Consider the following 26,254-nt stretch of genomic DNA (forward strand, 5'->3'; position numbering starts at 1 on the left):
TGTCATGCGATCCGTGTCAGACGATCGTGGCATCAGCCGATTCGGCGGACGCATTCCAGACATCCAAGCGCCATGTCGTCTCGGCACCGGACACCGAATGACCCGACAACTGGACCCAGCTGGTGTTGGCGAGGCCGCCGAACACCGGCCAGTGCGGCACGGGCAACCCGAGCAGACCCGCGGTCAGCGCCGCGATCACGCCGCCGTGCGCGACGAGCACCACTGGCGAATCCGGGTTCTCCCCCTGTCCCCAGTCCTCGAGCTCGGCGACGAGCTCGCTCACGACGGGTATGGACCGTGCGGCGACCTGCACACGGCTCTCGCCGTTGGGCGGCGGCCAGGTGGCGTCGTCGCGCCAATGTCGGCGGGCGCCCGGCATCGAGTCGTCCACTTCGGTGTGCGTCAATCCCTGCCAATCGCCCAGATGGGTCTCCCGCAGGCGCTCGTCCGTCTCGACGTCGTGCCCGGTGACCGCCGCCAGCGCCAGCGCAGTGTCGTGTGCGCGGCGCAGATCCGACGAGCGGATGAGCAGCGGAGAACGGGTGGCCATCGCCCGGCCGGCGACCTGTGCCTGACGCACGCCCACCTCGGACAGATCGGTATCGAGCTGCCCCTGCATCCGCTGGGCGGCGTTGTACTCGGTCTGGCCGTGCCGGAGCAGGATCAGCCTGCGCACCACCGGGGTGAGACGTTCGACGCTCGAATCACCCGGGTCGGGCTCGCCCCTCATTCCGAAGCCGGAACGATACCGTCGTCGTCGGAGTCTGCATCAGGGCGGTCCGCGGGCTCGATACCCTCGATGTCGATGATCGGGCAGTCCTTCCACAGCCGGTCGAGACCGTAGAAGTCGCGCTCGTCGTTGTGCTGAACGTGAACGACGATCGCACCGTAGTCCAGGAGTGCCCACCGGCCTTCACGGGTGCCCTCGCGGCGCAGGGGCTGGTGCCCGGCCTCGCGCAGTTTGTCCTCGATCTCCTCGACGATCGAGTTGACCTGCCGTTCGTTATCGGCCGAGGCAACCAGGAACACATCCGTGATCACCAAGTGGTCGGAGACGTCGATGGCGGAGACGTTCGCTGCGAGCTGTTCGGCCGCCGCATGCGCGGCGATCGTCGTCAGCGCGATGGATTCTGCAGTGGCGGTCACTGGGGTTCCTTTCGGTACAGACCGTGCTTGGCGATGTACTGCACGACACCGTCCGGTACGAGGTACCAGACGGGTCGGCCGTCCCCGGCTCGGTCTCGGCAGTCGGTCGACGAGATCGCCAGGGCGGGGATCTCGATCATCTGCAGTGATCGTGCCGGCTTGGACGCCAGATGCTCGGTCAGATGGGTGGCATTGAGTTCATATCCGGGTCGCGATACTCCGATGAAGTTCGCCAACTCGAACAAGTCCTCCCAATCATGCCAGTTCAGGATGGTGTCGAGGGCATCGGCGCCGGTGATGAAGTACAGCTCGTCGTCGGGATAGGCCCGGCGCAGATCGCGCAGTGTGTCGACGGTGAAGGTGACGCCTTCGCGTTCGATGTCGACACGACTGGCCGTGAACTGCGGGTTGGACGCCGTGGCGATGACCGTCATCAGATACCGGTGCTCGGCCGGGCTCACTTTCCGGGAGGGATCGGCGGCGTGCTCGCCTTCCTTCTGCCAGGGCCGACCGGTCGGAACGAACACCACCTCGTCGAGCTTCACCCGGCTGGCGACCTCGCTGGCCGCCACCAGGTGACCGTTGTGGATCGGGTCGAAGGTGCCGCCCATGACGCCGATTCGGCGCGGGGTCGCGGGACTCGCGGCGGCCCCTGCGGCGACTTCGGCGACTTCGGCGACTGGATCCGATGACATGCCCGGTGAGTTTACGCGGTGTTGCCGATTACCTCACACCGGCAACAGATCCGCGATCACACGTGAGAGCTGATCGGCGTTCCGGCATTCGAACATCTGCACCTCGGCCGCGTAGACACCGGCCGCCGAGTCGCCCGAGTCCCACGACTCCTCGCGCTCGGGATTGAGCCAGTACGCGTTGCGGACACGATCCCGCATCTTCGCGAGAGATTCGGCGTGGGCCGGGCGAAAGTTGTTCCTGGCATCGCCCAGGATCAGCAACGCGCCGCGGTGCGTCAACGAGTCGAGATACTCCTCAGCGAAGCCGCGCAGCATGTGTCCGTAATCGGAATGCCCGTCCCGCGTGCTGACGCGCGCCTTCGACAGCATGGCCGACATCCGCTCGCCGAACTGCGAGTCGTCGTTGCCTCGGTCGAAGAAATCGGTCACCTCGTCGACGGTGTCGACGAACGCGAAGATCCGCACATTCGAGAACTGCTGCCGCAGCGCGTACACGAGCTGCAGGGTGAACTGGCTGAACCCGGACACCGACCCGGACACGTCGCAGATGACGACGAGTTCGGGCTTCCCCGGCCGCGGCTTGCGGCGCCGCAGTTCGATCGGCACTCCCCCGGTCGACATCGAAGCTCGCAGGGTGGCGCGCACGTCGACCGCCGCGTGCCGATTGCGCCTTCGACGGAACTCGAGCTTGGCGGCGAGCAGTCTCGCTATCGGACCGATCGTCCGCCGCATCTTGGTCATGTCCTGCGGGTTGGCGGCGAAGAAGTCGATGTGCTCGGGCAGCTTGGGCACCGCGTACGACGCGACCGCATCGCGCCCGCGAACCTCGGCCATCCGCCGCTGCGTCTCGGTCTCGACGGCCGACCGCAAGCGGTTTGTGGCATCCCGGGCCGACCGCCGGCTCAGCGGATCGGTGCCGGGCCGCTCACCGTCGCGCCCATCGCCCGCCATGGCCGCCGCGATACGCGCGATGAGCGTCTGCGGCGAGATCGACGACATCGCCTCGTACACCGAGTACGACTCACCGCGCGCCGACTCGTATCGTCCGAACTCGGCGACGATCACCGCCACCATCTGATCGAACCGGCCGTCGGCGATCGCCTCCGGATCGGCCAGGAGGTCGGCGATGGTCTCGCGCATCGCCTCGACGTCGGCTTCGCCGTCATCGTCACGCGGTACCTCGAAGCCTTCCCGTCGCGCGGCGTTGCCGAGCGGGAACCACAGTTCGAAGCAGCGGTCGAAGGTGTCGCGGTGCGTGTGGTCCGACAGCAGCGTCGCAGCCAGCCCCTCACGCAGGGACTCGCGGTCGAGCAGATCGAGAACGGTCATCGCCTGCCCCGCGTCGATCAGGTTCGAGGGCCCGACCGTGATCCCCCGGCCGCGCAGATCCTCGACGAATCCGGTGAGCGTGTCGACGAGCGTGTCCGCACCCACGACGCCGCCTCAGCCCAGCTTCAGTTCGCGGATCGCGGTCTTCACATCCGGGCGGTGCTTGAGGACGACGCCGAGCGTGCGCGCGACGAGCGATTCGTCGAGACGTCCGCCCTTCATCGACTCCTCTCCCGTGGTCATCGCCAGCAGAGTGTTGCCCCAGTCGATGGTCTCGGCCACCGACGGCTTCTTCTTGATGTCCAACTCGCGCAGCACTCCGACGATCCGCACGAGTTCGTTCGCGACCCGCTCCGGAAGCTCGGGTACCCGCGACGACAGGATCTCGCGTTCGAGCGCCGCATCCGGAAAGTCGATGTACAGGTACAGGCACCGGCGCTTGAGCGCCTCGGAGAGCTCCCGGTTCGCGTTCGAGGTGAGCAGCACGATCGGACGGCGCTGGGCCGCAACGGTGCCCATCTCGGGAATGGTCACCGCGAAGTCGCTCAGGATCTCCAGTAGCAGCCCCTCCATGTCGACGTCGGCCTTGTCGATCTCGTCGATCAGCAGCACCGTCGGCTCAGTTCGGGAGATCGCGGTCAGCAGCGGGCGGGCGAGAAGGAACTCCGCGGAGAAGATGTCGTTCTTCGTCGCGTCCCAATCACGCTGACCCGCAGCCTGGATGGCGAGGATCTGCTTGGCGTGATTCCACTCGTAGAGCGCCCGTGCCTCGTCGATCCCCTCGTAGCACTGGAGCCGGATGAGCTCCGAACCCGTCGCCTGAGCTATGGCCCGTGCGAGTTCGGTCTTGCCGACACCGGCCGGGCCCTCCACCAGCATCGGTTTGCCGAGACGGTCGGCCAGGAACGCGGTGGTCGCGGTCGCGTTGTCCGCGAGATACCCGGTGCCGCGCAGACGCTGCGCGACGTCGGCCGTGTCGGTGAAGGCGGGAACGATCGAATCGGCCGCGCTCACTGGGTGCGCACCTGTCCGTCGCCCCAGACGAGCCACTTGGTGGACGTGAGTTCGGTGAGACCCATCGGGCCGCGGGCGTGCAGCTTCTGTGTGGATATGCCGATCTCCGCGCCGAACCCGAACTGCTCGCCGTCGGTGAACGCGGTGGAGGCGTTCACCATCACGGCGGCGGCGTCGACGCGGGTGGTGAACTCGTTCGCCGCGGCGAGCGATCGCGTGACGATGGCCTCGGTGTGCCCGGTGCCGTACTCGACGATGTGGTCGATGGCGGCGTCGAGGCCGTCGACGGTCTTCATCGCCACGTCGAGCGACAGGTACTCGCGGCGCCAGTCGTCCTCGGTGGCCGGCTCCATCCCCGGCTCGTCACCGTGGATGACGACGCCCTGCGCCTGCAGTGCGGACATGATGGGCGCCAGCGCCTGCTCGGAGATCGCTGCGTCGACGAGGACGGTCTCGACCGTGTTGCACACGCTGGGCCGCCTCGTCTTCGAGTTCAGAACGACGCGGGTCGCGATGTCGACATCGGCATCGGCGTGCACGTAGACGTGGCAGTTTCCGGTGCCGGTCTCGATGGTCGGGACGGTCGCGTTCGCCACGACCGCGGAGATCAGTCCGGCTCCGCCGCGCGGGATCACCACGTCGACCAGTCCACGCGCCTGGATCAGCGCGGTGACGCTCTCCCGGCTCTCACTCGGCAACAGGGCCACGGCATCGGGGCTGACCCGATGCTCCGACAGCACGGCGCGCAGCACCTCGACGAGCGCAGCATTGGAACTGGCCGCAGACGACGAGCCGCGCAGCAGCACCGCGTTACCCGACTTGAAGGCGATCCCGAAGCCATCGACCGTCACGTTGGGGCGCGCCTCGTAGACGAATCCGACCACGCCGAGCGCAACGCGAACCTGACGCAGGTCCAGACCGTTCGGCAGCGTCTTGCCGGAGACCACCTGGCCGATCGGATCCGGCAGGGCCGCCACCTGGCGGAGTCCGCCGGTGATGCCCGCGACCCGTTCGGGCGTCAGACGGAGCCGGTCGACGAGCGAAGCCTCTGTTCCTGCCGCCTCGGCGCGTTCGACGTCCTCGGCATTGGCCGCGAGGATCGTCTCGGCGGCCTCGTCGATCGCGGTGGCCGCAGCGAGCAGGACGGCGTCCTTCTGGGCGGTGGTGAGGCTGGTGAGGCTGCGCGCGGCGAGTTTGGCAGCCTTCGCCAGGTCGGTGACGACTGTCGTTATGCCCGCCGCTGTGCTGTCTGCAGCGGCGTCGGTGGTGGTCGGTGCGCTCATGCACCCAGGTTAGCGCTCGGGGCGGCGGTACCCGCTACGCCCTTCCAGTCCCGGCCGGTTCCGCTCCGCAGCTCGTTCCCGCGGCAGGTACTGCCTCACGCGGCCTTCGCAAGCGCCGCGTGACGCGGTAGCTGCCGCGGGAGCGGCAAGACCCAACGCGGCACTCGATCTGGTCAGCGGTGCGACAGCGGATCGGCCGCACATGGCAATACGGCGGCATCCGGCGCACAGGCTCGGCGTTCGGTCAGCCGAGCCGGTATCCCATTCCCCGCACCGTGCCGATGGCGTCCGCGCCGATCTTCTTGCGCAGGGCGCGGACGTACACATCGACGATGTTGGACCCGGGGTCGAAGTCGTATCCCCACACGTGCGACAGGATCTGCTCACGCGCCAGCACCTGGTCGGGGTGCCGGAGGAAGAGTTCGAGGAGCAAGAACTCACGCGCGGTGAGGTCGACGGTCCGGTCCCGTACCGTGGCGCGCCGGGTCCGCAGGTCCAGCGACACCGTCCCGTCGGTGAGCACGCTCACCTCGGGGACCGCTTCACCGGCCCGCAGCCGCAGGCGCACGCGAGCCAGAAGCTCCTCGAACCGGAACGGCTTGGTCATGTAGTCGTCGGCACCGCCCTCGAGGCCGGCCACCGTGTCGGTGACGGTGTCCCGCGCCGTCAGGATGACGACCGGGGTCGACACCTTCTCAGCGCGCAGACTGCGCAGCACCTCGAACCCGTCTCGGCCCGGCAAGCCGATGTCGAGCACCACGAGATCGAACCCGCCCTGACGGACCAGTTCCAGTGCGGAGTCGCCGTCCCCGACGGATGTGGTCACGAATCCGTTCGCGCGCAATCCCTTCTCGATGAACGACGCGATCCGTTCCTCGTCCTCGGCGATCAGAATGCGATTCACGAAGTGGTCCTCTCCAATGGTGCTGCGGCGGGAAGCTCCACGCCGAAAGTGGCGCCCTCACCCGACACGGACGTCAGCTTCACCTCACCGCGATGAGCCTGCGCGATCGCACTCACGATCGCCAGACCGAGTCCCGCCCCGGCTCGGTATCCGGTGGTCTCACGTGGGCGGGACCCGCGGTGGAAACGCGCGAAGATCGTCTTCTGGTCGGCCGGACTCACGCCCGGACCGGTGTCGGTGACCCAGAACGACACCGACGGGCGCCCGCTCGGATCGTCGTGCAGCGCTGATCCCAGCCGGATCTCGTCACCGGGTCCGGTGTGCCCGACCGCATTGTGCGCCAACGCCACCATCGCCTGTGTGACACGCTGCGGATCGACCTCGGCCGTCCCCTCACCGACCGAATCGAGCAGCCAGCGACGATCTCCGAGTGCCCGCACCTTGGAATGGATGTCGACGGTCAGTTCGGGGACCGACACCTCCTGCGGCACGACGAAGTCGGGCCGCTCCGCTTTGGCGAGTAGCAGCAGGTCTTCGACCAGGCGACTCATCCGGTCGAGTTCCTCCGTGACCAGACGCATGACGTCCACCCGCTCCTGCGGATCATCGCCCATCAACTCGAGATGGCCGCGGATGATGGTGATCGGCGTGCGGAGTTCATGACTGGCGTCGTCGAGGAAGTCGCGCTGCGACTGGAAGGCGAGCGATAGCCGGTCGAGCATCGCGTTGAACTGCTCAGCCAACGCGGACACGTCGTCGCGGCCGGTCACCGCGATCCGCCGAGTCAGGTCGGTCTCGTTGATCTCCGCAGCGGCGTTGCGCACCAGCCTGATCGGCGCCAGGATCCGGCCCGATACCAGGTACGCGCCCACCCCGGCTAGGAGCAGACCGACCACGCTCACCATCGTCAATGTGCGCATGGTCGTCACGACCTCGGCGCGGTCCCGGTCGATGGCGAATCCGACGATGAAGGTCCCCGGGTTCATCCCGGCCTCGGGAGGAGTGACCGAGACCTTCCGCCATCGGAGTTCACCGTCCTCGGTGTGCAACGAGCCGCTCGCCGACTGGTCTGCGACGACCTCCCTGACTCGATCCGGCCGGGACGCGAACGGATACGGCTCACCGCGATTCTGCCGGACGATACTGCCGTCGGGCAGTACCCCGACGACCACTTCGTCGTCATCGGGGTACTGGCGATGCAGATGACTGTCGAGGATCTCCGCGACGTTGCTGTACGGCAGGTGCGTGGACCGGTTCACACCGACCGCGGCCACCCCGACGAACTCCTCGATCTCCTGCACCAACGCCTGGCCGACTTCCTCGTCCACCTCGTTGTGGAGCTCCTGCCTGGTGGCGAGATTGACCACGAGCAGGACCCCGAACATCAGCAGCATGACCCAGCCGATGATGAGCAGTCGAGCGGGGATCCGCCTGCGCGCAACCCCAGCGGACTCATCACCGGCGAGTGACGGGTTCGCGTGCGACGCTGCGGAGTCAGTCGTCATCGTCGCTGTCGCCCCCGTGATCGTCGTCCCCGTCGTCGTCATCATCGTCATCATCGTCGCCGTAATCATCCCAGTCGTCGTCGCCGAACTGCGGACTCTGACCCGATCCGGGTGGCACGACCTCGACTCGCGGTTGCAGGGGCGCCTGCGTCGCATCCGGTGCCGGTGCCTGTCGGGGTTTCGGCTCCGGACCATTCGGCACCGGACTGTTCGGTCCTGGACTATTCGGCACTGGACTATTCGGCACTGGCGAGCGGTCGTCGACATCGTCGTCCTTCGACGCCGATTCGCCGATCCGGACGTACGCCGGGGGATCTCCGACCGGATCGGACGTTCCGACCAGGAAGTAGGCGATCCCCAGTGCGCCGACTACGACACCCATGACGGCCATTCCGATGATTCCAGCTCCACGCATTGCAGGTTTCATGCCGTTGACGCTGCCCCCGGCTTCTGAGGCCTGGATGAAACCTGGATGAAGACATCTTCATCCAGATGTGTTCCACCAGTTCACGCCGACGATCGGCGGCGCAGGCGCCGAAGATGAAGGTTTCATCATCCCGTTCTCACGGGCGACTCATCACCGGGACGAAACGTGGTGTTCATGCAGGAACAGCTCACCGTCCCTTCCGTGGCACAGACACTTCCCCCGTGGCAGGAGGCACCGGCCCGCGTCGAGTCGCGCCGGTCCGTCGCGTGGGGCCCGAACGGGCTGCACAAGCCTTCGACGACGAGGCTCGCGGCGCTGTGCGGTGTCGGAGGTCTCGCCGTCCTCGTGCTGGCGCTCCCCGGCGGGCCGGACGGACCGGCGCGCATCTCGCTGGTCGTGTTCATCCTCGCTGTCGCACTGTGGGCGGGCACCCGGATCGATGACACCTACGTGGCCCTCGGCGCCGCACTCGCATTGGTGGCGACCGGTGTGGTCGGCAGCGAGGCGCTCTTCTCCACTCTCGGGTCGGAGACCATCTGGCTCCTGGTCGCGGCGTTCGTCCTCTCCGCGGGTGTCTCGGCCACCGGACTGACCGGCAGATTCGCCGCTCTCCTGATGACCCGCGCCACATCGGTCCGCCAACTGGCGCACCTCGTCACCGTATCGCTGCTGGTCACCGCCTTCGCGGTGCCGTCGACCTCCGGTCGCGCGGCCCTCACCCTCCCGATCTTCACCGCGCTCGCCGGCGTGATCGCCGAACGCCGGAGGGTCGTCAAGGCCTTCTCCGTGCTGTTCCCGACGGTCATCCTGCTGACCGCCGTCGCCACCCTCATCGGCGCGGGCGCGCATCTGGTGACCAACGAGGTTCTCGCGGCGACCACCGGTGACCAGATCAGCTTCGCGCGATGGCTCCTACTCGGCATCCCGCTCGCCGCGCTGTCCGCACATACTGCAACTGAGCTCGTGCTCGCTCTGTTCACGACGGCGACCGACCGTTCGGAGCCGCTGCGCATCAGTGCCGCCGACCTCGCAGCCGGCGTCTCGACGCCGTTGGCCGGCCCCCTGACCCGGAGCGAGACCCGGGCTCTGGTGATTCTCGGCGCAGTCGCTCTCGGCTGGTGCACCGCAGGGCTGCACGGCGCTCACCCCGCGCTCATCGCGCTCGCCGGCGCGCTGGTGATCACCAGCCCCCGCGTGGGCACCACCACGATGAGCGCCGGTCTGCGCACAGTGCCCTGGTCGCTCCTGGTCTTCATGGCTGCGACCGCGACGCTGAGCGCGGCGCTCGCCGCCTCGGGGGCCGCTCAATGGCTCGCCGGCGGGATGTTCGGAGCCGTCGCCACTGCGCCCGTGTGGGCCGTCGTGCTCACCGTGGTCTCGATCAGCGTCGCCGCGCATCTCCTCATCCAGTCCCGGACCGCGCGTTCTTCGGTCCTCGTGCCCTTGGTGATACCGGTCGCACTGGCTGCCGGCCTCAATCCAGTCGCCCTGGCATTCGCGTCCACCGCCGCTGCCGGTTTCTGCCACACGCTCACCTCGTCTGCGAAACCGGTCGCGATGTTCTCCGACGTCGCGGGCATCCCCACCTACGACAGTGCGGACCTGCTGCGCTTGAGCGCCCGGCTCGCTCCGATGACCGTGCTGCTCGTGGTCGTCTGTGCGCTCTGGCTCTGGCCGCACCTCGGCCTACCCCTCTCCTGACCCGTCCACCGACCGCCCTGCTCAACCTGGAGGTACCAGATGTCCATCCGTCGAATAGTCGTCGCTCCCAGCGGATTCAAGGAGAGCCTGTCCGCACCGCAGACTGCCGCCGCAATCGCGGCGGGCATCCGTCGGGTCCTTCCACGGACCGCCGTCGACACCCTGCCACTGGTCGACGGAGGAGAAGGGTCCGCGGTCGCGCTCGCCGAGGCGACCGGAGGCAGCGTGCGAGCCGTACGCGTCATCGGCCCCGTCGGAGACGAGGTCGACTCGCATTTCGCCCTGCTCGGAACACCCGGCGCCACGACCGCCGTGATCGAGATGGCGGCTGCCGCCGGCCTGTCCCTGGTACCCCGTGACATGCGCGATCCCGGCGCGACCACCAGCTACGGCGTCGGGCAGTTGATCACGGCCGCACTGGATGCCGGGGCCGAGCGCATTCTCGTGGGGTGCGGCGACTCCGGCATCTGCGACGGCGGTGCCGGCGCCCTGCAGGCACTCGGCGCACGGATCACCGACGTGATGGGCGAGCCGGTCGGCTGGGGTGGCGCGGCACTCGCCGAAGTCGAATCGCTCGACCTCACCGACCTCGACCCGCGGATCGCCGACGTCGAGATCCGCGTCGCAGTGAACCCGCACAACGTCCTCTGTGGCGAACGAGGCGTCGCACGGGTATTCGGCCCGCAGAAGGGCGCTACCGCATCGCAGGTCGAGATCCTGTCGTCCGCGATGACGAGGTGGGCCAAGATCCTCGAACGCGACCGACACGTCGATCTGCGGACGGCCGCAGGGTCGGGAGCCTCGGGAGGACTCGGCGCGGGGCTCGCGGCCGGATTGGGCGCCAAGCTGCTCCCTCGGTTCGACGTGATGTTCGATCACGTCGACCTCGACTCGGCCATCGCGGACGCCGACCTCGTGCTCACCGCGGAGGGCGCCATCGATATGCAGACGCCGCGCGGCAAGATTCCCGCCGAGGTCGCGCGGATCGCCGCCCAGCACGGCAAGCCGGTGGTCGCTCTCGCCGGAACCATCGGCGACGGCGCTCACCTCAACTACGATGCCGGGATCGCGGCCATCGCCTCGATCATGCCGGCGCCCCTGTCGCTGGACGACGCCATGCGCGGAGCGACGGACTACCTGACCGACGCCACTGAACGCATGCTTCGGCTGCTCCTCGTCGGCGCGAACCTGGGATGAATGGCGCAGGTCACGGACCGCCACCGTCAACATCGGGACAGCGCATCGGCCAGCACACCGCGAGACGGCGCGTCCACCGGGAGACCGTAGCGGTGCAGGACCAGCGCGAACTGGACTGCGTACTGGCAGTGGAAGTCGCGCAGCGGCGGCATCCAGCGCGCGGGTTCGGCGTCGGATTTCGCCTGGTTACTCGAACCGTCGACGGCGACCAGATTCGACGGGTCGTTCGCAAACGCAATGCGCCGCAACGAAGTCCATGACCGGGCACCCATATCCCAGGCGTAGGACAGCGGGACGATGTGGTCGATCTGGACCGCAGCGGACTTCCGGCCCCGCTCGAAGACGACGGGCCGCCCGGTGTACGGGCTGGTCATGGTTCCTGCGGCGACCGCACCCGGACACGACGCGATGGCCACCCGGCCGGACACCTCCACGTCCCGCGACAGGATGTCGTTACGCGTGTCGCAGCCGTTGCCCGCCCCGCGCGCATCGGAGCGATCCGTCCAGGCGGTGCCGAAGGAGTCTCGGTCGTACCCGGAGTCGTGCGGCGGTCGGCCGGCGATGACGGCCGTCTTCGCCAGTGCCGCCTGGGCGCTCGCGATCCGAGCGGCGGGCACCGTCCCGCGATCCTCGATCGGCCCGATGCCGACTGCGACACTCACCGCGATGCCTGCGAACCCGGCGACCCCAGCCCACTGCCGGCCCGTCAGCCGGGCTGCGCCGGGACGGCGCCTCGCGTGCCGGTCTGCCCATCGCATGGCTCCCCCACTTCCGATCGCGTCCTCAATGATTGGACGCTCGGAACCGGGTGCCGGGTTCCCGGCCGGCACCCGCTACCGACGCACGGCTACGACTTCTCGAGGTACTCCGCGCGAGACGGCAGCAGCACCGCATGGACCAGATCGGCCAGTGCCGGATGGTGCGCGAGTTCGCGGTCGGCGTCGACGATCGACTGCGACAGGCCGCGGGCATCGTCGATGACCTCGGTGTCGTCGATCAGCGACAGGAAGCTCAACGACGTCTTGCCACCGGACTGCAGGGATCCCAGGACGTCACCTTCGCGCCGCTGGGCTAGATCCACCATCGCCAACTCGAACCCGTCAGCCGACCTCTCGACGGCGCGCAAGCGCTCCATCGAGCCGGACAGATCGTGCGCCATCGTCATCAGGAGGCACAGTCCGGCATGCTGACCACGGCCCACGCGGCCGCGCAGTTGGTGCAGCTGACTGACGCCGAACCGGTCGGCGTTCACGATGACCATCATGGTGGCGTTCGGAACGTCGACACCGACCTCGATGACGGTGGTCGCAACAAGCACGTCGATCTCTCCGCGCGTGAACGCGTCCATCACATCGTTCTTGTCGTCCGCATGCATGCGGCCGTGGAGGATCCCGATCCGGCGCCCGGCAAGCGGGCCGTTCTCCAGTTCCTCGGCCTGCTTGAGAACCGAGACGGTCTCCTGCTGATCGTCGTCGGTTTCCGGCTCCTTCTCCGCCTTCGACTTCGCTTTCGGCTTGGGTTCCTCGTCGCCGATGCGCGTGCACACCACGTACACCTGACGGCCCGCGGCGATCTCCTCCTCGGCGCGCGTCCATGTCCGGTCGACCCATCTCGCATTGCGCATCGGGACGACGCTCGTCGTGATCGGCTGGCGCCCGCGCGGCAGTTCGGTGAGCACCGACGTATCGAGGTCGCCGAACGAGGTCATCGCGACGGTTCGCGGAATGGGAGTCGCGGTCATCACCAGGAAGTGCGGCCGATGATCCTGCCGCCCCTTCGACCGCAGGATGTCTCGCTGCTCCACACCGAACCGGTGCTGCTCGTCGACCACCACCATGCCGAGATCGACGAACTCGACGTGCTCCTCCAGCAGAGCGTGGGTACCGATCACGATCCCGGCTTCCCCGGTCACCGCGTCGAGCAGCGTCTGCCGCTTGGATGCGGTGCTCATGGAACCGGTCAGCAGGCCGACTCGGGTCGCTCCGTCGGCGGCACCGAGCTCACCCGCGCGGGCCAAGTCGCCCATCATCTTCGTGACCGTGCGGTAGTGCTGTGCGGCAAGCACCTCCGTCGGAGCCAGAATGGCGCATTGGTGCCCGTTGTCGACGATGCGCAGCATCGCCAGCAACGACACCAGCGTCTTCCCCGAGCCCACCTCACCTTGCAGCAGCCGGTTCATCGGGTGCGCGAGTGCCAGATCATCACCGATCTCGGCCAGCACGTGCTGCTGGCCGTCCGTCAGCTCGAAGGGCAGCCGCTCGAGAAGCTCGTCTTCCAGCCCACCCGGCACGTGGACGCACCCCGCCGACGTCTCCGCCCCCAGATCGGCGCGACGCTGCGCCAGCGCCGTCTGAATCGCCAGAGCCTCGTCGAACTTGAGTCGCTCCCTCGCCTGTTCGACGTCCTCGATCGATCCGGGAAGGTGGACTTCCCGGATCGCCGCATCGCTGGTGATGAGCTCCCGGGCGGTCCGTTGCTCCTCGGTCAGCGGATCGGCGGCGGGCACGGTGTCGGCGAGAACCTGCCGGGCCGCACGCCACACCTCCCAGGTCTGCACGTCACGGGTAGCCGGGTACATCGGAATGATCGACCGGCGGAAGGCCTCGGCGTCCTCCACCGTGCCGGTCGATGAGGTGGCGCCGGTCGACCCGGAATCGGGCGATCCGTCCGAGCCGGGTTCCGGTGTTGCGGCGTACAGCTCGTCGATCATCTCGTCGCTCTGCTGCTCCATGCCGTCGTCGGGCAGCACCAGCCAATCCGGGTGCGACAGCTGAACCTGATCGCGGAAGAACTTCACCGTGCCCGCCAGCGCCACCCGTACTCCGGGCACCAGTACGCGTTTGATGTAGCGGGCGTTGAAGAAGCTCGCCTCGTATCGGCGGACGCCGTCGTTGACGACGATCTTGAGGAACTGCCCGTACCGCTTCTTCATCGAGATCATCTGGGCTTTCTCGATGCGCCCGATCACCGTGATCCGCTCGTCCGCCTCGGGTAGCTCGGACTTGGAGGGCTGCCCCTGCTTGATGTAACGCCGCGGCGTGTACCGCAGGAGTTCGCCGACGGTGGTGAGCTCCAGACCGGCCAGCTTCTTGACCAGTGCCGGATCGAGTGACGAATCGGTCAGCGGCGACGCGGCCGTCAGCATCATTCGACTCCGACCTGGAGGAGATCGCCGACCTGGCCGGCGTCGTGGACCTCCAGCTCGATGCCCCGATGGTGCTCCCGGAAGTGCTCGACGATCGCCTGGCGCGTCTCCTCATCCAGATCGCGACCGGCGAGGATGGTGACCATCTCACCACCGGTCGCGAGCATCAGGTCGAGCAGCGCGGTGGCCGCCTCGTCCTGTTCGTGCGCGATCACCAGCACGTCCGATCCGATGAGCCCCAGGATGTCGCCGACCTCACTGGTCCCGGCCAGTGTCATCATCCGGCCGGTAGAACGGACCAGAGAACCCCACCGCGTGGCCGCCGCGGCTTCGGCCATCGCGAACGCGTCGACATCCGCCGACTCCCCTGGGTCGTGAACTGCCAGCGCGGGCAGGCACTGGGCCATCGACATCGTCGGCAGGAACACGACCGAACGCTGTGTTGACCGCGACTTCGCACCGACCTCGACCAGATCCTGCGACGAGATCATGCCGTTGCCCATGACCACCACGTGCGCGCTGTCGGTGGCCCGGATCGCGTCGGCCAGGGTATCCGAGCAGACACCGTCGTCGGCCCGCACGACCGAGGCGCCGGCCTCGGTGAACAGACCTTCCGCGCCGTCGCCGGTCACCAGTGCGATCACGGCGCGCTTGTGACGCGGCGGCGCCTCCGTGGCGCCCGGCGCTGCATTGAGGGCGTCCAGGACGAAGCAGCTGATCCGGATGTCCCGGACGTCGCCCAGATCGAGTCCGGCCTCCACCGCACTTCCCGGCTCGTCGGTGTGCACGTGAACGGAGAACCGCTCCAACGTATCGGAGCTGTCACCGACGATCACCACCGAATCGCCGAGCTCACCGAGCCGGTCGCGCAGACCGGCTATCTGCTGCGCGTCCGCACCCTCAAGCAGGTACATGACCTCGAAATTGGTGTCGCCGTCGGCAGAGCAGTCCGATCCGCCGAGGCCGCCCGGCCCGGCAGCCGACCCGCGGTACGCACGCCGTTTGTTCGACACGCCGGTCACCACCGCCACCATCGCGTCGGCGAGCACCAGGAATCCCCTGCCGCCCGCGTCCACGACACCGGCGTTCGCCAATTCCGGCATCTGCTCGGTGGTCCGCTCGAGCGCCTCCGCGGAATCTTCCGCGACGGCGCGGACGAGGTCCGCGGGCGAGGCCGAGACGTGATCGTCCGCCGTCTGCGCGGCCACCTTGAGCATCGTCAGCACGGTGCCCTCGCGCGGTTCGCTGACGGCCCGGCGCGCCGCTAGCGACGCTAGGCGAAGCCCGCTCTTGAACAGCCGGTTGAAGCTGGGGTCCTGCTCGGCGAGCGCGAGGTCCACGGCGTCGGCGAGACCGACGAATATCTGCGCGAGGATCACCCCGGAGTTGCCCCGTGCACTCGATACAGCGGAGTCGGCGAGCGCGCGCACGGTGTCGGACAGGCCGGTGTCGGCAGGCACCTCGTCGAGGGATGCGACGGCCCTCGACATCGTGTTGGCCATGTTGCTTCCGGTGTCCGAGTCGGGGATCGGGAAGATGTTCAGCTCGTTGATCTCGCCGCGAATGTCATCGAGACCGTCGGCGCACGCCTGCGCCCAGTCGCGGATCAGCTGCGGGCTGACCGGGGCACCGTTCGTCGTCATTCGCTCCACCACCCCGCATTCGCACGCGCCGGACCTTCTCTGCTGCCGACCTGTCTTGTCCTGAACCTGCCAGGCCCCTCCCGACGGCCGGTGCAGGCTGTGTCCGAGGTTACCGTCGCCCGCCGACAGCGACGAACGCATCTCTGCACGGTATCGTCACCGGTGGTCACGCCGGGAACTTCCGCCGACGACGATTTGGCTCGCACACATAATCCGGTTACTCTAGTCGGGTTGCCTGTTGACGCCGCGTGGATCTCTGCGCCGCACTGCGGGCGAAGAGACCAGACTAGATTTCAACTGAGGGAGTTCGATATGGCTGCCGTTTGTGACGTTTGCGGTAAAGGCCCCGGCTTCGGTAAGTCGGTCTCGCACTCGCACCGGCGCACCAACCGCCGCTGGAACCCGAACATCCAGTCCGTGCGTGTCGAGGTCGCCCCGGGTAACCGGAAGCGCAAGAACGTGTGCACCTCCTGCCTGAAGGCAGGCAAGGCCGCCGCAGTGTAAGGCGCACCGCCTGAACATCTTCGAGATCGCCGTCCGATATTCATCGGGCGGCGATTTCGTCGTCTGGCCGGTATGCGCGAGGGACCGATCACACGCCGCATCGTAAGATCCGACGCATGACTTCCCCATCCGGATCCGGCCAGAACTCGATAGCGGACAACGGCGTCCTGACGATCCCCCTCTCCACTTCGGAGAACGGCACCGCTCTCGACCACGACCTCCTGCTGGCCGCCACGGAGAAGCTGCTCGCCGTCACCCGCGGAGACATCGACGCGGGGGCGATCCTCCTCTGCGGAGAAGGCAGGAACTTCTGCGCAGGCGGCAATGTCGCGCGCTTCGCCGCGGCCGACGACCGTGCACAGTACCTGCGCGGCCTGGCCGACGACATGCATCAGGTGATCACGCTGCTGTACGAGACGCGACTGCCGGTCGTGGCCGCGGTGACCGGATGGGCGGCGGGCGCCGGTATGAGTTTCGTGCTGCACAGCGACATCGCGATCGCCGGTACCCGCACCCGAATGCGGCCTGCGTACCCCGGGATCGGATTGTCACCGGACGGCGGCATGTCATGGCTGCTGCCCCGCGCCGTCGGACCGTCCCGTGCCCGGTACATCATCATGACCGACCAGATCCTCGACGCCGAGCGGTTGCTCGACCTGGGACTGGTCTCGGAGATCGTCGAGGACGACGCCGTGCGAACCAAGGCGCTCGAGGTCGCCGCCGGCCTCGCCGCTGGACCTCGTGGGTCGATGACGGCCATCCGCACCCTGGTGCACGATTCGGCGACCCGCTCGCTCCGCGACCAGCTCGACGCCGAGGCGCGATCCATCTCCACTCTGTCGGCGACGGCAGAGGGCGTCGAAGGAGTGAACGCGTTCGTCGCCAAACGGGCGCCCGACTTCCGCGGGGCGCGCTGAGGCTGCTGCTACGGCAGCCGCCAGTCGACCGGCTCGCCGCCGAGGTCGAGCAGCTCCTCGTTCGCGCGACTGAACGGCTTCGTACCGAAGAAGCCCCGCGATGCCGACAGCGGTGACGGGTGCGCCGACTGGATCGTCGGAACGTCCGGCATCCACTGGGTCAGCTTGCGCGCGTCGTTGCCCCACAGAACCGCGACCAGCGGCTCATCACGCGCCACCAGCGCTTTGAGGGCGCATTCGGTGATCGTCTCCCACCCCTTGTTCCGATGCGATGCGGGCTCGCCCGGCATGACCGTCAGCACACGGTTGAGGAGCAGCACTCCGGCATCCTGCCACGGCGTCAGGTCGCCCGTGGACGGTCGCGGATAGCCCAGGTCGTCGCAGTACTCGGCATAGATGTTCTGCAGCGAACGCGGGATCGGTGACACGTCGGGCGCCACCGAGAAACTCAGCCCGACTGCGTGCCCCGGCGTCGGGTACGGGTCCTGTCCGACGATCAGGACCCGCACGTCGTCGAACGGCTGGGTGAACGCCCGCAGGACGTTCTGACCGGCCGGCAGGTACTTGCGTCCAGCCGCGACCTCAGCACGCAGGAACTCCCCCATGGCCTCGATCTGCGGCTCCACGGGCGCGAGAGCCTGCGCCCATCCCGGGTCGAGGATCTCGGCGATCGGCTTGGCGCTCATCGGTCGATCCGGCGCAGTTCGGCGCGGTAGTACTGCGCGTTGTGGAAGTACAGTTCGGTGTTTCCCTGAAGGTGGCCTTCCGGGACCACGTGGCCCTCGCGAACCTTCGCCGGCACGCCCATGGCCATCGACCGTTCGGGAAGCGAGAACCGGTACGGCACTACCGCGCCCGCGGCCACCACCGATCCGGCACCGATCTCGGCACCGTTCAGCACCACCGAACCGGAGGCGATCAGGCAGTCGTCGCCGATGGTCGCGCCCTCGATGTGGGTGTTGTGCCCGACTACGCATCCGGCACCGATCACCGTCGACTCCACGAAGGTGCAGTGGATGACCGTTCCGTCCTGGATATTGGTGCGCGCACCGACAGAGATGGTCCCGTAGTCGCCCCGAAGGACGGCGCCGGGCCAGACCGACACGCCATCGGCCAGAGTCACCGCGCCGATCACCGTCGCGTCGGGATGAATGAACACGTCCTCGCCGAGAGTCGGTTCCCGGTCACCGAGTGCATAGACAGCCATGCGTCCGATCTAATCACCCGTCCGGCCGTGACGGGATCGGCCCCCGACGAACAGGCCGCCGAAGCTCACCCCTCCGTGAAGGACTGCCAGCCGCGGATGGACCCGACGGGGTCGCCGTCGACGTAGGCGCCGGCACCCGGCGCGACGGTGCCTATCTGCGACCAGCCGGGCGGCACCGCACCTTCTGCGAAGCTCGCGAGCAGCACATGGTCCTCGCCTCCGCCGAGCGCCCAGCGCACCGGGTCCACGCCGAGCGCCTCTCCGAGCTCGCCGATCCCAGGCGTCCGCGGCACGGCGGACGATTCGACGTCGATCCGCACGCCCGAAGAGGCCGCGATCGTGACGAGTTCCTCGACCAGACCATCGGACACGTCGGTCATCGCCGATGCTGCGGGCGCCGCTCGCGGTCCGGCCGACAGATCGGGCTGCGGGAGCCGGTACGCGGCCACCGCGCCCGCATGGACGTCGACGAGAGACGGGGCGGCCCCGTGCTCGACCGCAGAGAGCACCGCCAGTCCCCCGGCCGCCCCGCCGAGCGGTCCGCTGACGGCCAGGACATCGCCCGCACGCGCGCCCGACAGCGTCACCGGCGCCGCACCGTCCAGCACGCCTATCGAGGTGACGGTGATGACGACCGTCGGCGACGACACCAGGTCGCCGCCGAGGACCCGCGCCCGGTAGGCGTGTGTCTGATCGACGATCCCGGCGTTCACGGCCAGCAGCCGTTCCACCGGGGTCTCAGGAGGACAGGCCAGCGAGACGACGGTTCCAGTGAGCCGTCCGCCCATCGCCGCGATATCGGCCGCACTCTGCACGACTGCCCGGGCACCCACCTGATCGGGTTCGGACCAGTCGAACCGGAAGTGCCTGCCTGCGACCGCGGTATCGGTGCTGACCACGACCGGGCCGTCGGAGCCGACCACGGCGGCGTCGTCCCCGGACCCGATCACGACATCGCCACCGCCGCCCGAGCGCGCCGCGCGCGTGAACATCTCGATCAGGCCGCGTTCCCCGACTTCACCAACCGTCTGCACCGCGTCGATCCTACAAGGCGACCCCTGGCCGACACGGGCGTCGCGTGCGCCCGACTAAACTGGCCGATGCAATCCGCAGAAGCGGTCTCCCGCCCGATGTCCTTCAAGCGACATGTCCGGCACGCGGTGTCAGGAGACGACCACGACGATGAGCGAGCACATGGCCCAGTCAGATCCCGAGAAGTCCACTCAGCTGAGCCCGGCGCTCATCGCGACACTGGTCGTCATTCCGGTGGTGGTCCTCGCGCTGTTCATCGCATTCGCGGCCGTCAATTACTCGAACCGGCCCGGCGACGATCCGTCCCCGGTGGAGGGCTACGCGACGGCGCAGGGCGCCGGCGCCGACAAGTGCCCGTCGTTCATCGACGCACTCCCCGACACGTTGGGCGACTACACCGGCAAGTCGGTGGACGGCACCACCGTGCGCTGGGGCAAGGACGACTCCGAACCGATCGTCGTGCGGTGCGGCGTCGAGCGGCCCGCCGAACTCGCGCCGACGAGTTCACTGCAGGTGATCGATCCGGTTCAGTGGTTCATGACCGACACCGTCAGGGGCGTCGGCCAGGCCTACGTGAGCGTCGACCACCGCCCCTACATCGCCGTGTGGGTGCCATCGGGTGCGGGCAACGCGCCGATCACCGACGTGTCCGCACTCGTCGCGAAGCATCTGGAGCGGGCGCCGCTCGACTTCGGCCGGTAGCGCGGGCATTCCGGCTCACATCGGCCGGCTCACTCTGGTCCGTACACCTCGGGTTTCGTGCTGCGACCGAGAAGTGCGGCGACCACTTCCTCGACTCCCATGCCCTCGTGGCACAACTGGTAGACCGCGTCGGTCAGCGGCATCTCCACTCCGTGATCACGCGCCAGCGCGCGAACCGAACGGCACGACTTCACTCCCTCGGCGACCTGACCGTTGGTGGCGGCTTGCGCCTCCTGAAGGCTCGCTCCCTCGCCGAGTCGGGATCCGAACGTCCGGTTACGCGAGAGCGGCGACGAACAGGTGGCGACCAGATCTCCGACACCGGCCAGTCCGGCGAGGGTGGTGATATCGGCGCCGAGCGCCGCCCCCAGCCGGATCGTCTCAGCGAGTCCACGGGTGATGATCGTGGCGGTCGTGTTGTTGCCGTACCCGATGCCGGAAGCGATACCGCAGGCGAGGGCGATCACGTTCTTCACTGCGCCACCGATCTCACAGCCGGTGACGTCGGTGTTCGTGTACGGCCGGAAGTACCCGGTGGAGAACGCCTGCTGCACGCGCTGCGCCTGCTCCTCGTCGCTGCAGGCGATCACTGTGGCGGCCGGCTGCTCGAGTGCGACCTCTTTGGCGAGGTTGGGCCCGGACAGCACCGCGACCTGCCGGTCCGGAAATCCGGTGATCTCGGAGATCACCTCGCTCATCCGCTGGCCGGTGGTGACCTCGACGCCCTTCGCGAGGGAGAGCAGGATCGCATCGGGCGGCAGGTCGGCGAGCCAGTGACCGAGGTTCGTGCGCAACGACTGGGACGGAACGGCGCACACCACGAGTTCGGCACCCTCCAGCGCGTCCGGTGCCGAACTCTCGGCACGCAGACTCGCGGGCAACTCGATACCGGCCAGATAGTCGCCGTTCTCGTGATCGCTGTTGATCTGCGCCGCGAGTTCGGGTCGGCGCGCCCAGATCACGACGTCGTTCCCCGCATCGGCGAGAACCTTCGCCACCGCGGTACCCCACGAACCGGCACCCATCACCACAGCACGCACGCGCAACTCCTTCGACGCCTCACAGTTCACCCAGAGCAGCGCGCCCTGAGCAGCACCCCCGGGCAGCACTCCCAGAACAATGCACCCCAAAGAACAATGCACTCAGACTAGCCGTGGCCGCCACGCTCCCGCACGGATCCGCACACGGAAGACGCGACCGCCTTCGCCGCCCACCGGCCTCACCCGACCCACCGATGCTGCACCATGGTCGTCATGTGTCCCGCTGTCGCGGTCGTGCTGGCCGTCAAGTCGCTCGACGCTGCGAAGACGCGCCTGACTCCGCTTCCCGTACCCCCCGTCACTCGCCCCGAACTGGTGACGGCGATGCTGTCCGACACGCTGAGCGCGGTGCGCGCGACGGCGCCTGGGAACCTCATCGTGGTGAGCCCGGATCCCGCGGTTCACGCTGCGGCCACCGAGTTCGGTGCGATATCAGTGCCGGAGCCGACTTACGGCGACATCCCGGACGGGTGGTCGCCGCTGAACTGCGCATTGGCGCACGGTGCGGCGAGCGCGCCGCCGGACGCGCTGCTCGCCTACCTGCAAGCGGATCTGCCCGCGCTGCGGCCCGCTTCGTTCATCGCAGCGGTCGACCGGGCCAGGACCCTCATCGGCAGCGGGGCCCCCGCCGCGTTCGTCTCCGACCACTCGGGAAGCGGCACCGTCCTGCTGGTCGCCGGAGCCGGCTTCGCGCCGGCCTTCGGAGCTGATTCGGCTGCCGCCCACCGAGCAGCAGGCGCCGCCGAGGTCGACCCGCGGCGCATCTGCTGGCCGGACCTTAGAACCGACATCGACACCCCTGCCGACCTCGCCCTGGCGCAGACCATCGGGCTCGGCGACCGCACGTCCGCGCTCCTCGCGCAGTCGGCGCGACAGCAGTCCCGGGATGCGGCACAATGAACCGGTGACTGCCGACGACATCGAGAACGTGACTCTCGCGGCCCTGCCGTCCGCGCTTCCCGCAGAGACCGTCGAACCCTCGGTCGATGCCGATCTGCCGGACAACCGCTACCTCAACCGGGAACTCGGCTGGCTCGACTTCAACTCGCGCGTGCTGGCGCTCGCCGAGGACGTGTCGATGCCCCTTCTCGAGCGGGCCAAGTTCCTCGCCATCTTCGCCTCGAACCTCGACGAGTTCTTCATGGTGCGCGTAGCCGGTCTCAAGCGGCGTCATGAGACCGGACTATCCGTGCGGTCCGCCGACGGTCGTTCGCCGCGCGAACAGCTCGGGATGATCGCAGCCCGCGCTCAGAAGATCGCGAACCGCCACGCGCGGGTGTTCCTCGATGCAGTGGTCCCCGCACTCGAGGCGCAGAACATCCGGATCGTCGAGTGGAACGATCTCGACGAGGCGCAGCAGTCGCGGGTACGAGAGCACTTCCACAACGAGCTGTTCCCGGTACTCACCCCACTGGCAGTCGATCCGGCCCACCCGTTCCCGTACATCTCGGGGCTCAGCATGAACCTCGCGGTGACCGTCCGGGACCAGGCCGAGGGCGGCGAGCAGTTCGCCCGCGTCAAGGTGCCGGACAACGTCAGCCGTTTCATCCGGGTCGACGAACTCACCGGCGAATCCGAGCCTGCCGACGAGAACGCTCCCCAACCGACAGCGCTGTTCCTGCCGCTGGAGCGGGCCATCGCAGCGAACCTGTCCGAACTGTTCCCCGGCATGGAGGTGGTCGACCACCACGTCTTCCGCGTCACCCGCAACGCCGACTTCGAGGTGGACGAGGACCGCGACGAGGACCTGCTGCAGGCGCTCGAACGCGAACTCGCCCGACGGCGGTTCGGGTCGCCGGTGCGGCTGGAGATCGGCGAGGACATGAGCGAGCACATGCTCGAACTCCTGCTCCGCGAACTCGAGGTGCACCCCGCCGACGTCATCTCGCTGCCCGGTCTCCTCGATCTGACGTCGCTCTGGCAGGTCTACGGGATGGACCGTCCGACGCTGAAGGACCGTCCGTTCGTACCGAAGACGCATCCGGCGTTCGGTGAGCGCGAAACGCCGAAGAGCATATTCGCGACACTGCGCGACGGAGACGTCCTGGTTCAGCACCCGTACGACTCCTTCTCCACCAGCGTCCAGCGATTCATCGAGCAGGCCGCGGCCGATCCGCACGTGCTCGCGATCAAGCAGACGCTGTACCGCACGTCGGGCGACTCCCCGATCGTGAACGCACTGATCGACGCGGCCGCGGCGGGTAAGCAGGTCGTCGCACTCGTCGAACTCAAGGCACGCTTCGACGAGCAGGCGAACATCAAGTGGGCACGCAAGCTCGAGCAGGCCGGCGTGCACGTGGTCTACGGGCTCGTCGGACTGAAAACGCATTGCAAGACATGTCTGGTGGTGCGCCGCGAAGGGTCGAAGATCCGCCGCTACTGCCACATCGGCACCGGCAACTACAACCCGAAGACGGCGCGGCTCTACGAAGATGTCGGCCTGTTCACGGCGGCCCCGGAGGTCGGCGCCGACCTCACCGACCTGTTCAACACGCTGACCGGGTACTCGCGCAAACAGGAGTACCGCAACCTGCTGGTCGCGCCCGCAGGTATCCGCAAGGGGATCATCGGGCGCATCGACGACGAGATCGCCGCGCACGCTGCCGGCAATCCCCGTGCGCACATCCAGTTGAAGGCCAACGCGCTCGTCGACGAGCAGGTCATCGATGCGCTGTACCGCGCCTCACGGGCCGGTGTGCCGGTGGATGTGGTGGTACGCGGCATCTCGGCGCTGAAGCCCGGTATCCCCGGGCTGAGCGAGAACATCGTGGTGCGGTCGATCCTCGGCCAGTTCCTCGAGCACTCGCGCATTCTGCATTTCGGTGCACAGGACGAGTACTGGATCGGCAGCGCGGACATGATGCACCGGAACCTCGACCGACGCGTCGAGGTGATGGTGCAGGTTCGGGACCGTCGCCTCGAAGCAGACCTGCAGGACATCTTCGACTCCGCGCTGGACCCCCGGACCCGGTGCTGGGAACTACGGGCCGACGGCTCGTGGGAGGCACTTCCTGCGGCCGGCGAGGAGGTCCGCGATCATCAGCGGCAGATGGCAGTCCGGCGCCGCCATCACACGGAGCCCACTCCGAACTGATGAGCTCGACGAAGAAGGTTGTCTGGGCAGCCGGCGGCGTGCTGTGGCGCCGCAGTGCGAACGGAATCGAGGTGGCGACAGTCCACCGTCCGCGGTACGACGACTGGTCGCTCCCCAAGGGCAAGACCGAACCCGGTGAACTGCTGGTCGCCACCGCAGCCCGCGAACTCGTCGAGGAGACCGGCTACGAGGTCCGCGTCGGCCAGTACCTGCGGACGGTCGAGTACCGACTGAACTCCGGTGCGCAGAAGAAGGTCGCGTACTGGTCGGTGGCCGCAGTGGGTGGTGAGTTCGTCTCCAACCACGAGTGCGACAGCGCACGCTGGACCAGCGTCGAGGAGGCGATCAAGCTGGTGAGCTACGCCGCCGACCGGAAGGTACTGCGCGCCTTCGCTTCCGAACCGGTCACCGACCTGCACACGATGCTGCTGATCCGCCACGCGAAGGCAGGACGACGCTCACGATTCTCCGGTGACGACCGGGACCGCCCCCTCGAGGCGAAAGGCCGGGACCAGGCGGCGGCGCTGTCCGACATCCTCGGAATCTACGGTGCGCGCCGGCTCCATGCCGCCGACCGGTTGCGGTGCGTGCAGACACTGACTCCCCACGCCGAAGCGACCCGCAGCGACGTCACCGTGGAGCCCGCCCTCAGCGAGGAGGCCTTCGCGGCCGACCCGGATGCGGCCTTCGCACGGATGCTCGCACTCGCTACCGACGACGACGGCGCGGTCCGCGCCGTGTGCAGTCAGGGCAAGGTGATTCCACCACTGCTGGAGCGGTGGGCCAAGCGGGACGGCGCGCGCCTGCCCGCATCCCGTAACCGCAAGGGCAGCCTCTGGGCTCTCACCTTGCAAGGCGATCGACTTCTGGCCGTCGATCACATCCCCAGCCCGCTCGTCGACTGATCGAGACCGGCGAGCCGGGGCGCGGCGACTACTTCTTGGTGCCCGACTTCTTCTTCTTGGCGCCGCCCTTCTTCGATGACCCGTCTTTCTTGCTCGCCCCGTCCTTCTTGCTCGCGGCGGGCTTCTTGGTCTCGGCAGGCTTCTTGGCTGCGGGCTTCTTAGCGGCCGGCTTCTTAGTGGCGGGTGGGGCCTTCGCTGCAGTCGTCTTCGTGGCCGCAGTCGTCTTCTTGGCCGCAGTCGCCTTTGTTGCAGCGGACCGGGTCGCCGTCGACTTCTTGGGCGCCGCTGTCGTCTTGGCCGCTGTCGTCTTGGCCGCTGTCGCCTTTGCTGCCGTTCTCTTCGCCGGAGCGGCCCTCTTGGCGGGGGCGGCCTTCTTCGCCGGAGCCGCCTTCTTGGCGGCGGTGGCCTTGGTGGCGGCCGCCTTCTTGACTGCCGCCTTCTTGGCTGCGGTCTTCTTCGCTGCGGTCCGCTTAGCCGGCGCGGCCGCATCGGCAGGCGCAGCGCGTTTCACCGCCGGTTCGCCGACTCTGAGCTTCTGAGCACCGGAGACGATCGCCTTGAACTGCGCGCCCGGACGGAACGCCGGAACCGACGTCGCCTTGACCCGGACCGTCTCGCCTGTGCGCGGATTCCGCGCGACTCGTGCTGCGCGACGGCGCTTCTCGAATACGCCGAAACCGGTGATCGTGACACTCTCGCCCTTGTTGACGGCGCGCACGATCGTGTCGATGACCTCCTCCACTGCCGTAGTGGCGGTCTTCCGATCGGCATCGAGGCGCTTGGTCAGTTCCTCGATGAGTTCTGCCTTGTTCATCCCTACCTCCGCGGATCACGCCGACTCGGATTGTCAGCTACGTCACACGG

At 68.0% G+C, this 26,254-nt stretch carries 25 protein-coding genes; 8 read left to right on the forward strand and 17 right to left on the reverse strand.

The genetic code is table 11. The features are described from left to right. Positions 1 to 16: 16 nt before the first annotated feature. From FO044_RS09985 to FO044_RS10025, 9 genes are all read right to left on the reverse strand, one after another. A complete protein-coding gene (locus tag FO044_RS09985) occupies positions 17 to 730 on the reverse strand; it encodes a histidine phosphatase family protein (protein ID WP_143965578.1) in 714 nt (237 codons plus the stop codon). Next, entirely contained in the window at positions 727 to 1,146 is a 420-nt protein-coding gene (rsfS, locus tag FO044_RS09990; RefSeq protein ID WP_143965579.1) for a ribosome silencing factor, read from the reverse strand. Before rsfS ends, FO044_RS09985 begins: the two co-directional genes overlap by 4 nt. After that, the gene (nadD, locus tag FO044_RS09995; RefSeq protein ID WP_132991736.1) at positions 1,143 to 1,841 is read right to left on the reverse strand and encodes a nicotinate-nucleotide adenylyltransferase; all 699 of its coding nucleotides are present in this window, start codon (positions 1,839 to 1,841) and stop codon (positions 1,143 to 1,145) included. The genes rsfS and nadD overlap by 4 nt, the downstream gene beginning before the upstream one ends. A 33-nt stretch (positions 1,842 to 1,874) precedes the next feature. After that, complete coding sequence (locus FO044_RS10000) at positions 1,875 to 3,275, reverse strand: vWA domain-containing protein (RefSeq protein ID WP_132991737.1); 1,401 nt, start codon at positions 3,273 to 3,275, stop codon at positions 1,875 to 1,877. Positions 3,276 to 3,284: 9 nt separating this feature from the next. Next, on the reverse strand, positions 3,285 to 4,184 hold the full coding sequence (locus FO044_RS10005; RefSeq protein WP_132991738.1) for an AAA family ATPase: 900 nt from the start codon (positions 4,182 to 4,184) through the stop codon (positions 3,285 to 3,287). Then, positions 4,181 to 5,467 carry a glutamate-5-semialdehyde dehydrogenase gene (locus tag FO044_RS10010; RefSeq protein WP_143965580.1) on the reverse strand — a complete coding sequence of 429 codons (1,287 nt, stop codon included), beginning with the start codon at positions 5,465 to 5,467 and terminating at the stop codon, positions 4,181 to 4,183. Before FO044_RS10010 ends, FO044_RS10005 begins: the two co-directional genes overlap by 4 nt. 244 nt (positions 5,468 to 5,711) lie before the next feature. Continuing rightward, positions 5,712 to 6,371: a response regulator transcription factor gene (locus FO044_RS10015; protein ID WP_143965581.1), complete on the reverse strand. Its 660-nt coding sequence runs from the start codon at positions 6,369 to 6,371 to the stop codon at positions 5,712 to 5,714. Then, on the reverse strand, positions 6,368 to 7,921 hold the full coding sequence (locus tag FO044_RS10020) for a sensor histidine kinase (RefSeq protein WP_222103197.1): 1,554 nt from the start codon (positions 7,919 to 7,921) through the stop codon (positions 6,368 to 6,370). The genes FO044_RS10015 and FO044_RS10020 overlap by 4 nt, the downstream gene beginning before the upstream one ends. Then, the gene (locus tag FO044_RS10025; protein ID WP_143965582.1) at positions 7,866 to 8,303 is read right to left on the reverse strand and encodes a hypothetical protein; all 438 of its coding nucleotides are present in this window, start codon (positions 8,301 to 8,303) and stop codon (positions 7,866 to 7,868) included. The genes FO044_RS10020 and FO044_RS10025 overlap by 56 nt, the downstream gene beginning before the upstream one ends. Positions 8,304 to 8,504: 201 nt before the next feature. Here FO044_RS10025 and FO044_RS10030 point away from each other — a divergent pair, with 201 nt between their 5' ends. Continuing rightward, a complete protein-coding gene (locus FO044_RS10030; protein ID WP_222103198.1) occupies positions 8,505 to 10,004 on the forward strand; it encodes an SLC13 family permease in 1,500 nt (499 codons plus the stop codon). 39 nt (positions 10,005 to 10,043) lie between these two features. Next, the gene (locus FO044_RS10035; RefSeq protein ID WP_143965584.1) at positions 10,044 to 11,201 is read left to right on the forward strand and encodes a glycerate kinase family protein; all 1,158 of its coding nucleotides are present in this window, start codon (positions 10,044 to 10,046) and stop codon (positions 11,199 to 11,201) included. A 26-nt stretch (positions 11,202 to 11,227) separates the two neighbouring features. Here the strand turns inward: FO044_RS10035 and FO044_RS10040 are convergent, their stop codons facing one another. The 3 genes from FO044_RS10040 to FO044_RS10050 all read right to left on the reverse strand — a co-directional run bounded on the left by FO044_RS10040 (position 11,228) and on the right by FO044_RS10050 (position 15,989). Next, complete coding sequence (locus tag FO044_RS10040) at positions 11,228 to 11,959, reverse strand: HNH endonuclease family protein (protein ID WP_143965585.1); 732 nt, start codon at positions 11,957 to 11,959, stop codon at positions 11,228 to 11,230. A gap of 89 nt (positions 11,960 to 12,048) precedes the next feature. Further along, complete coding sequence (gene recG, locus FO044_RS10045; RefSeq protein WP_186290623.1) at positions 12,049 to 14,346, reverse strand: ATP-dependent DNA helicase RecG; 2,298 nt, start codon at positions 14,344 to 14,346, stop codon at positions 12,049 to 12,051. Continuing rightward, entirely contained in the window at positions 14,346 to 15,989 is a 1,644-nt protein-coding gene (locus FO044_RS10050) for a DAK2 domain-containing protein (protein ID WP_132991746.1), read from the reverse strand. The genes recG and FO044_RS10050 overlap by 1 nt, the downstream gene beginning before the upstream one ends. A gap of 312 nt (positions 15,990 to 16,301) precedes the next feature. On the opposite strand from FO044_RS10050, the gene rpmB reads away from it, so the two are divergent. Beyond that, positions 16,302 to 16,493 (forward strand): 50S ribosomal protein L28, encoded by a 192-nt coding sequence (gene rpmB / locus FO044_RS10055; protein WP_132991747.1) that lies wholly within the window; start codon positions 16,302 to 16,304, stop codon positions 16,491 to 16,493. A 116-nt stretch (positions 16,494 to 16,609) separates the two neighbouring features. Beyond that, positions 16,610 to 17,410 carry an enoyl-CoA hydratase/isomerase family protein gene (locus FO044_RS10060; protein WP_132991748.1) on the forward strand — a complete coding sequence of 267 codons (801 nt, stop codon included), beginning with the start codon at positions 16,610 to 16,612 and terminating at the stop codon, positions 17,408 to 17,410. 8 nt (positions 17,411 to 17,418) lie between these two features. Here FO044_RS10060 and FO044_RS10065 read toward each other — a convergent pair whose 3' ends face one another. The 3 genes from FO044_RS10065 to thiL all read right to left on the reverse strand — a co-directional run bounded on the left by FO044_RS10065 (position 17,419) and on the right by thiL (position 19,651). Next, complete coding sequence (locus FO044_RS10065) at positions 17,419 to 18,096, reverse strand: uracil-DNA glycosylase (RefSeq protein WP_143965587.1); 678 nt, start codon at positions 18,094 to 18,096, stop codon at positions 17,419 to 17,421. Continuing rightward, positions 18,093 to 18,617, reverse strand: coding sequence for a gamma carbonic anhydrase family protein (locus FO044_RS10070; protein WP_132991750.1), 525 nt, complete (start codon positions 18,615 to 18,617; stop codon positions 18,093 to 18,095). Before FO044_RS10070 ends, FO044_RS10065 begins: the two co-directional genes overlap by 4 nt. A gap of 65 nt (positions 18,618 to 18,682) precedes the next feature. Beyond that, entirely contained in the window at positions 18,683 to 19,651 is a 969-nt protein-coding gene (thiL, locus tag FO044_RS10075; protein WP_132991751.1) for a thiamine-phosphate kinase, read from the reverse strand. A gap of 160 nt (positions 19,652 to 19,811) precedes the next feature. On the opposite strand from thiL, the gene FO044_RS10080 reads away from it, so the two are divergent. Further along, on the forward strand, positions 19,812 to 20,351 hold the full coding sequence (locus FO044_RS10080; protein ID WP_235831299.1) for a DUF3515 domain-containing protein: 540 nt from the start codon (positions 19,812 to 19,814) through the stop codon (positions 20,349 to 20,351). Between the two features lie 29 nt (positions 20,352 to 20,380). Here FO044_RS10080 and FO044_RS10085 read toward each other — a convergent pair whose 3' ends face one another. Next, positions 20,381 to 21,391, reverse strand: coding sequence for an NAD(P)H-dependent glycerol-3-phosphate dehydrogenase (locus tag FO044_RS10085; RefSeq protein ID WP_132991753.1), 1,011 nt, complete (start codon positions 21,389 to 21,391; stop codon positions 20,381 to 20,383). Between the two features lie 213 nt (positions 21,392 to 21,604). Here FO044_RS10085 and cofC point away from each other — a divergent pair, with 213 nt between their 5' ends. The 3 genes from cofC to FO044_RS10100 are packed head-to-tail and all read left to right on the forward strand — an operon-like array spanning position 21,605 to position 25,390. Further along, positions 21,605 to 22,291 (forward strand): 2-phospho-L-lactate guanylyltransferase, encoded by a 687-nt coding sequence (gene cofC, locus FO044_RS10090; RefSeq protein ID WP_244945740.1) that lies wholly within the window; start codon positions 21,605 to 21,607, stop codon positions 22,289 to 22,291. Continuing rightward, positions 22,278 to 24,485 carry an RNA degradosome polyphosphate kinase gene (locus FO044_RS10095; RefSeq protein WP_132991755.1) on the forward strand — a complete coding sequence of 736 codons (2,208 nt, stop codon included), beginning with the start codon at positions 22,278 to 22,280 and terminating at the stop codon, positions 24,483 to 24,485. Before cofC ends, FO044_RS10095 begins: the two co-directional genes overlap by 14 nt. After that, on the forward strand, positions 24,485 to 25,390 hold the full coding sequence (locus FO044_RS10100; RefSeq protein ID WP_143965590.1) for an NUDIX domain-containing protein: 906 nt from the start codon (positions 24,485 to 24,487) through the stop codon (positions 25,388 to 25,390). Before FO044_RS10095 ends, FO044_RS10100 begins: the two co-directional genes overlap by 1 nt. 28 nt (positions 25,391 to 25,418) lie before the next feature. Here the strand turns inward: FO044_RS10100 and FO044_RS10105 are convergent, their stop codons facing one another. Continuing rightward, entirely contained in the window at positions 25,419 to 26,204 is a 786-nt protein-coding gene (locus FO044_RS10105) for an HU family DNA-binding protein (protein WP_143965591.1), read from the reverse strand. Positions 26,205 to 26,254 lie beyond the last annotated feature (50 nt).

Origin of the sequence: Gordonia zhaorongruii, assembly GCF_007559005.1 — a bacterium.
Taxonomy (GTDB): domain Bacteria; phylum Actinomycetota; class Actinomycetes; order Mycobacteriales; family Mycobacteriaceae; genus Gordonia; species Gordonia zhaorongruii.

Coding starts and splice junctions, on each gene's coding strand:
- FO044_RS09985 (WP_143965578.1), bottom strand. CDS start 730: ATGAGGGGCGAGCCCGACCCGGGTGATTCGAGCGTCGAACGTCTCACC.
- nadD (WP_132991736.1), bottom strand. CDS start 1,841: ATGTCATCGGATCCAGTCGCCGAAGTCGCCGAAGTCGCCGCAGGGGCC.
- FO044_RS10010 (WP_143965580.1), bottom strand. CDS start 5,467: ATGAGCGCACCGACCACCACCGACGCCGCTGCAGACAGCACAGCGGCG.
- FO044_RS10020 (WP_222103197.1), bottom strand. CDS start 7,921: ATGATGACGACGACGGGGACGACGATCACGGGGGCGACAGCGACGATG.
- FO044_RS10025 (WP_143965582.1), bottom strand. CDS start 8,303: ATGAAACCTGCAATGCGTGGAGCTGGAATCATCGGAATGGCCGTCATG.
- FO044_RS10035 (WP_143965584.1), top strand. CDS start 10,044: ATGTCCATCCGTCGAATAGTCGTCGCTCCCAGCGGATTCAAGGAGAGC.
- FO044_RS10040 (WP_143965585.1), bottom strand. CDS start 11,959: ATGCGATGGGCAGACCGGCACGCGAGGCGCCGTCCCGGCGCAGCCCGG.
- recG (WP_186290623.1), bottom strand. CDS start 14,346: ATGCTGACGGCCGCGTCGCCGCTGACCGATTCGTCACTCGATCCGGCA.
- FO044_RS10050 (WP_132991746.1), bottom strand. CDS start 15,989: ATGACGACGAACGGTGCCCCGGTCAGCCCGCAGCTGATCCGCGACTGG.
- rpmB (WP_132991747.1), top strand. CDS start 16,302: ATGGCTGCCGTTTGTGACGTTTGCGGTAAAGGCCCCGGCTTCGGTAAG.
- FO044_RS10060 (WP_132991748.1), top strand. CDS start 16,610: ATGACTTCCCCATCCGGATCCGGCCAGAACTCGATAGCGGACAACGGC.
- FO044_RS10065 (WP_143965587.1), bottom strand. CDS start 18,096: ATGAGCGCCAAGCCGATCGCCGAGATCCTCGACCCGGGATGGGCGCAG.
- FO044_RS10070 (WP_132991750.1), bottom strand. CDS start 18,617: ATGGCTGTCTATGCACTCGGTGACCGGGAACCGACTCTCGGCGAGGAC.
- FO044_RS10080 (WP_235831299.1), top strand. CDS start 19,812: ATGGCCCAGTCAGATCCCGAGAAGTCCACTCAGCTGAGCCCGGCGCTC.
- cofC (WP_244945740.1), top strand. CDS start 21,605: ATGTGTCCCGCTGTCGCGGTCGTGCTGGCCGTCAAGTCGCTCGACGCT.
- FO044_RS10095 (WP_132991755.1), top strand. CDS start 22,278: ATGCGGCACAATGAACCGGTGACTGCCGACGACATCGAGAACGTGACT.
- FO044_RS10100 (WP_143965590.1), top strand. CDS start 24,485: ATGAGCTCGACGAAGAAGGTTGTCTGGGCAGCCGGCGGCGTGCTGTGG.
- FO044_RS10105 (WP_143965591.1), bottom strand. CDS start 26,204: ATGAACAAGGCAGAACTCATCGAGGAACTGACCAAGCGCCTCGATGCC.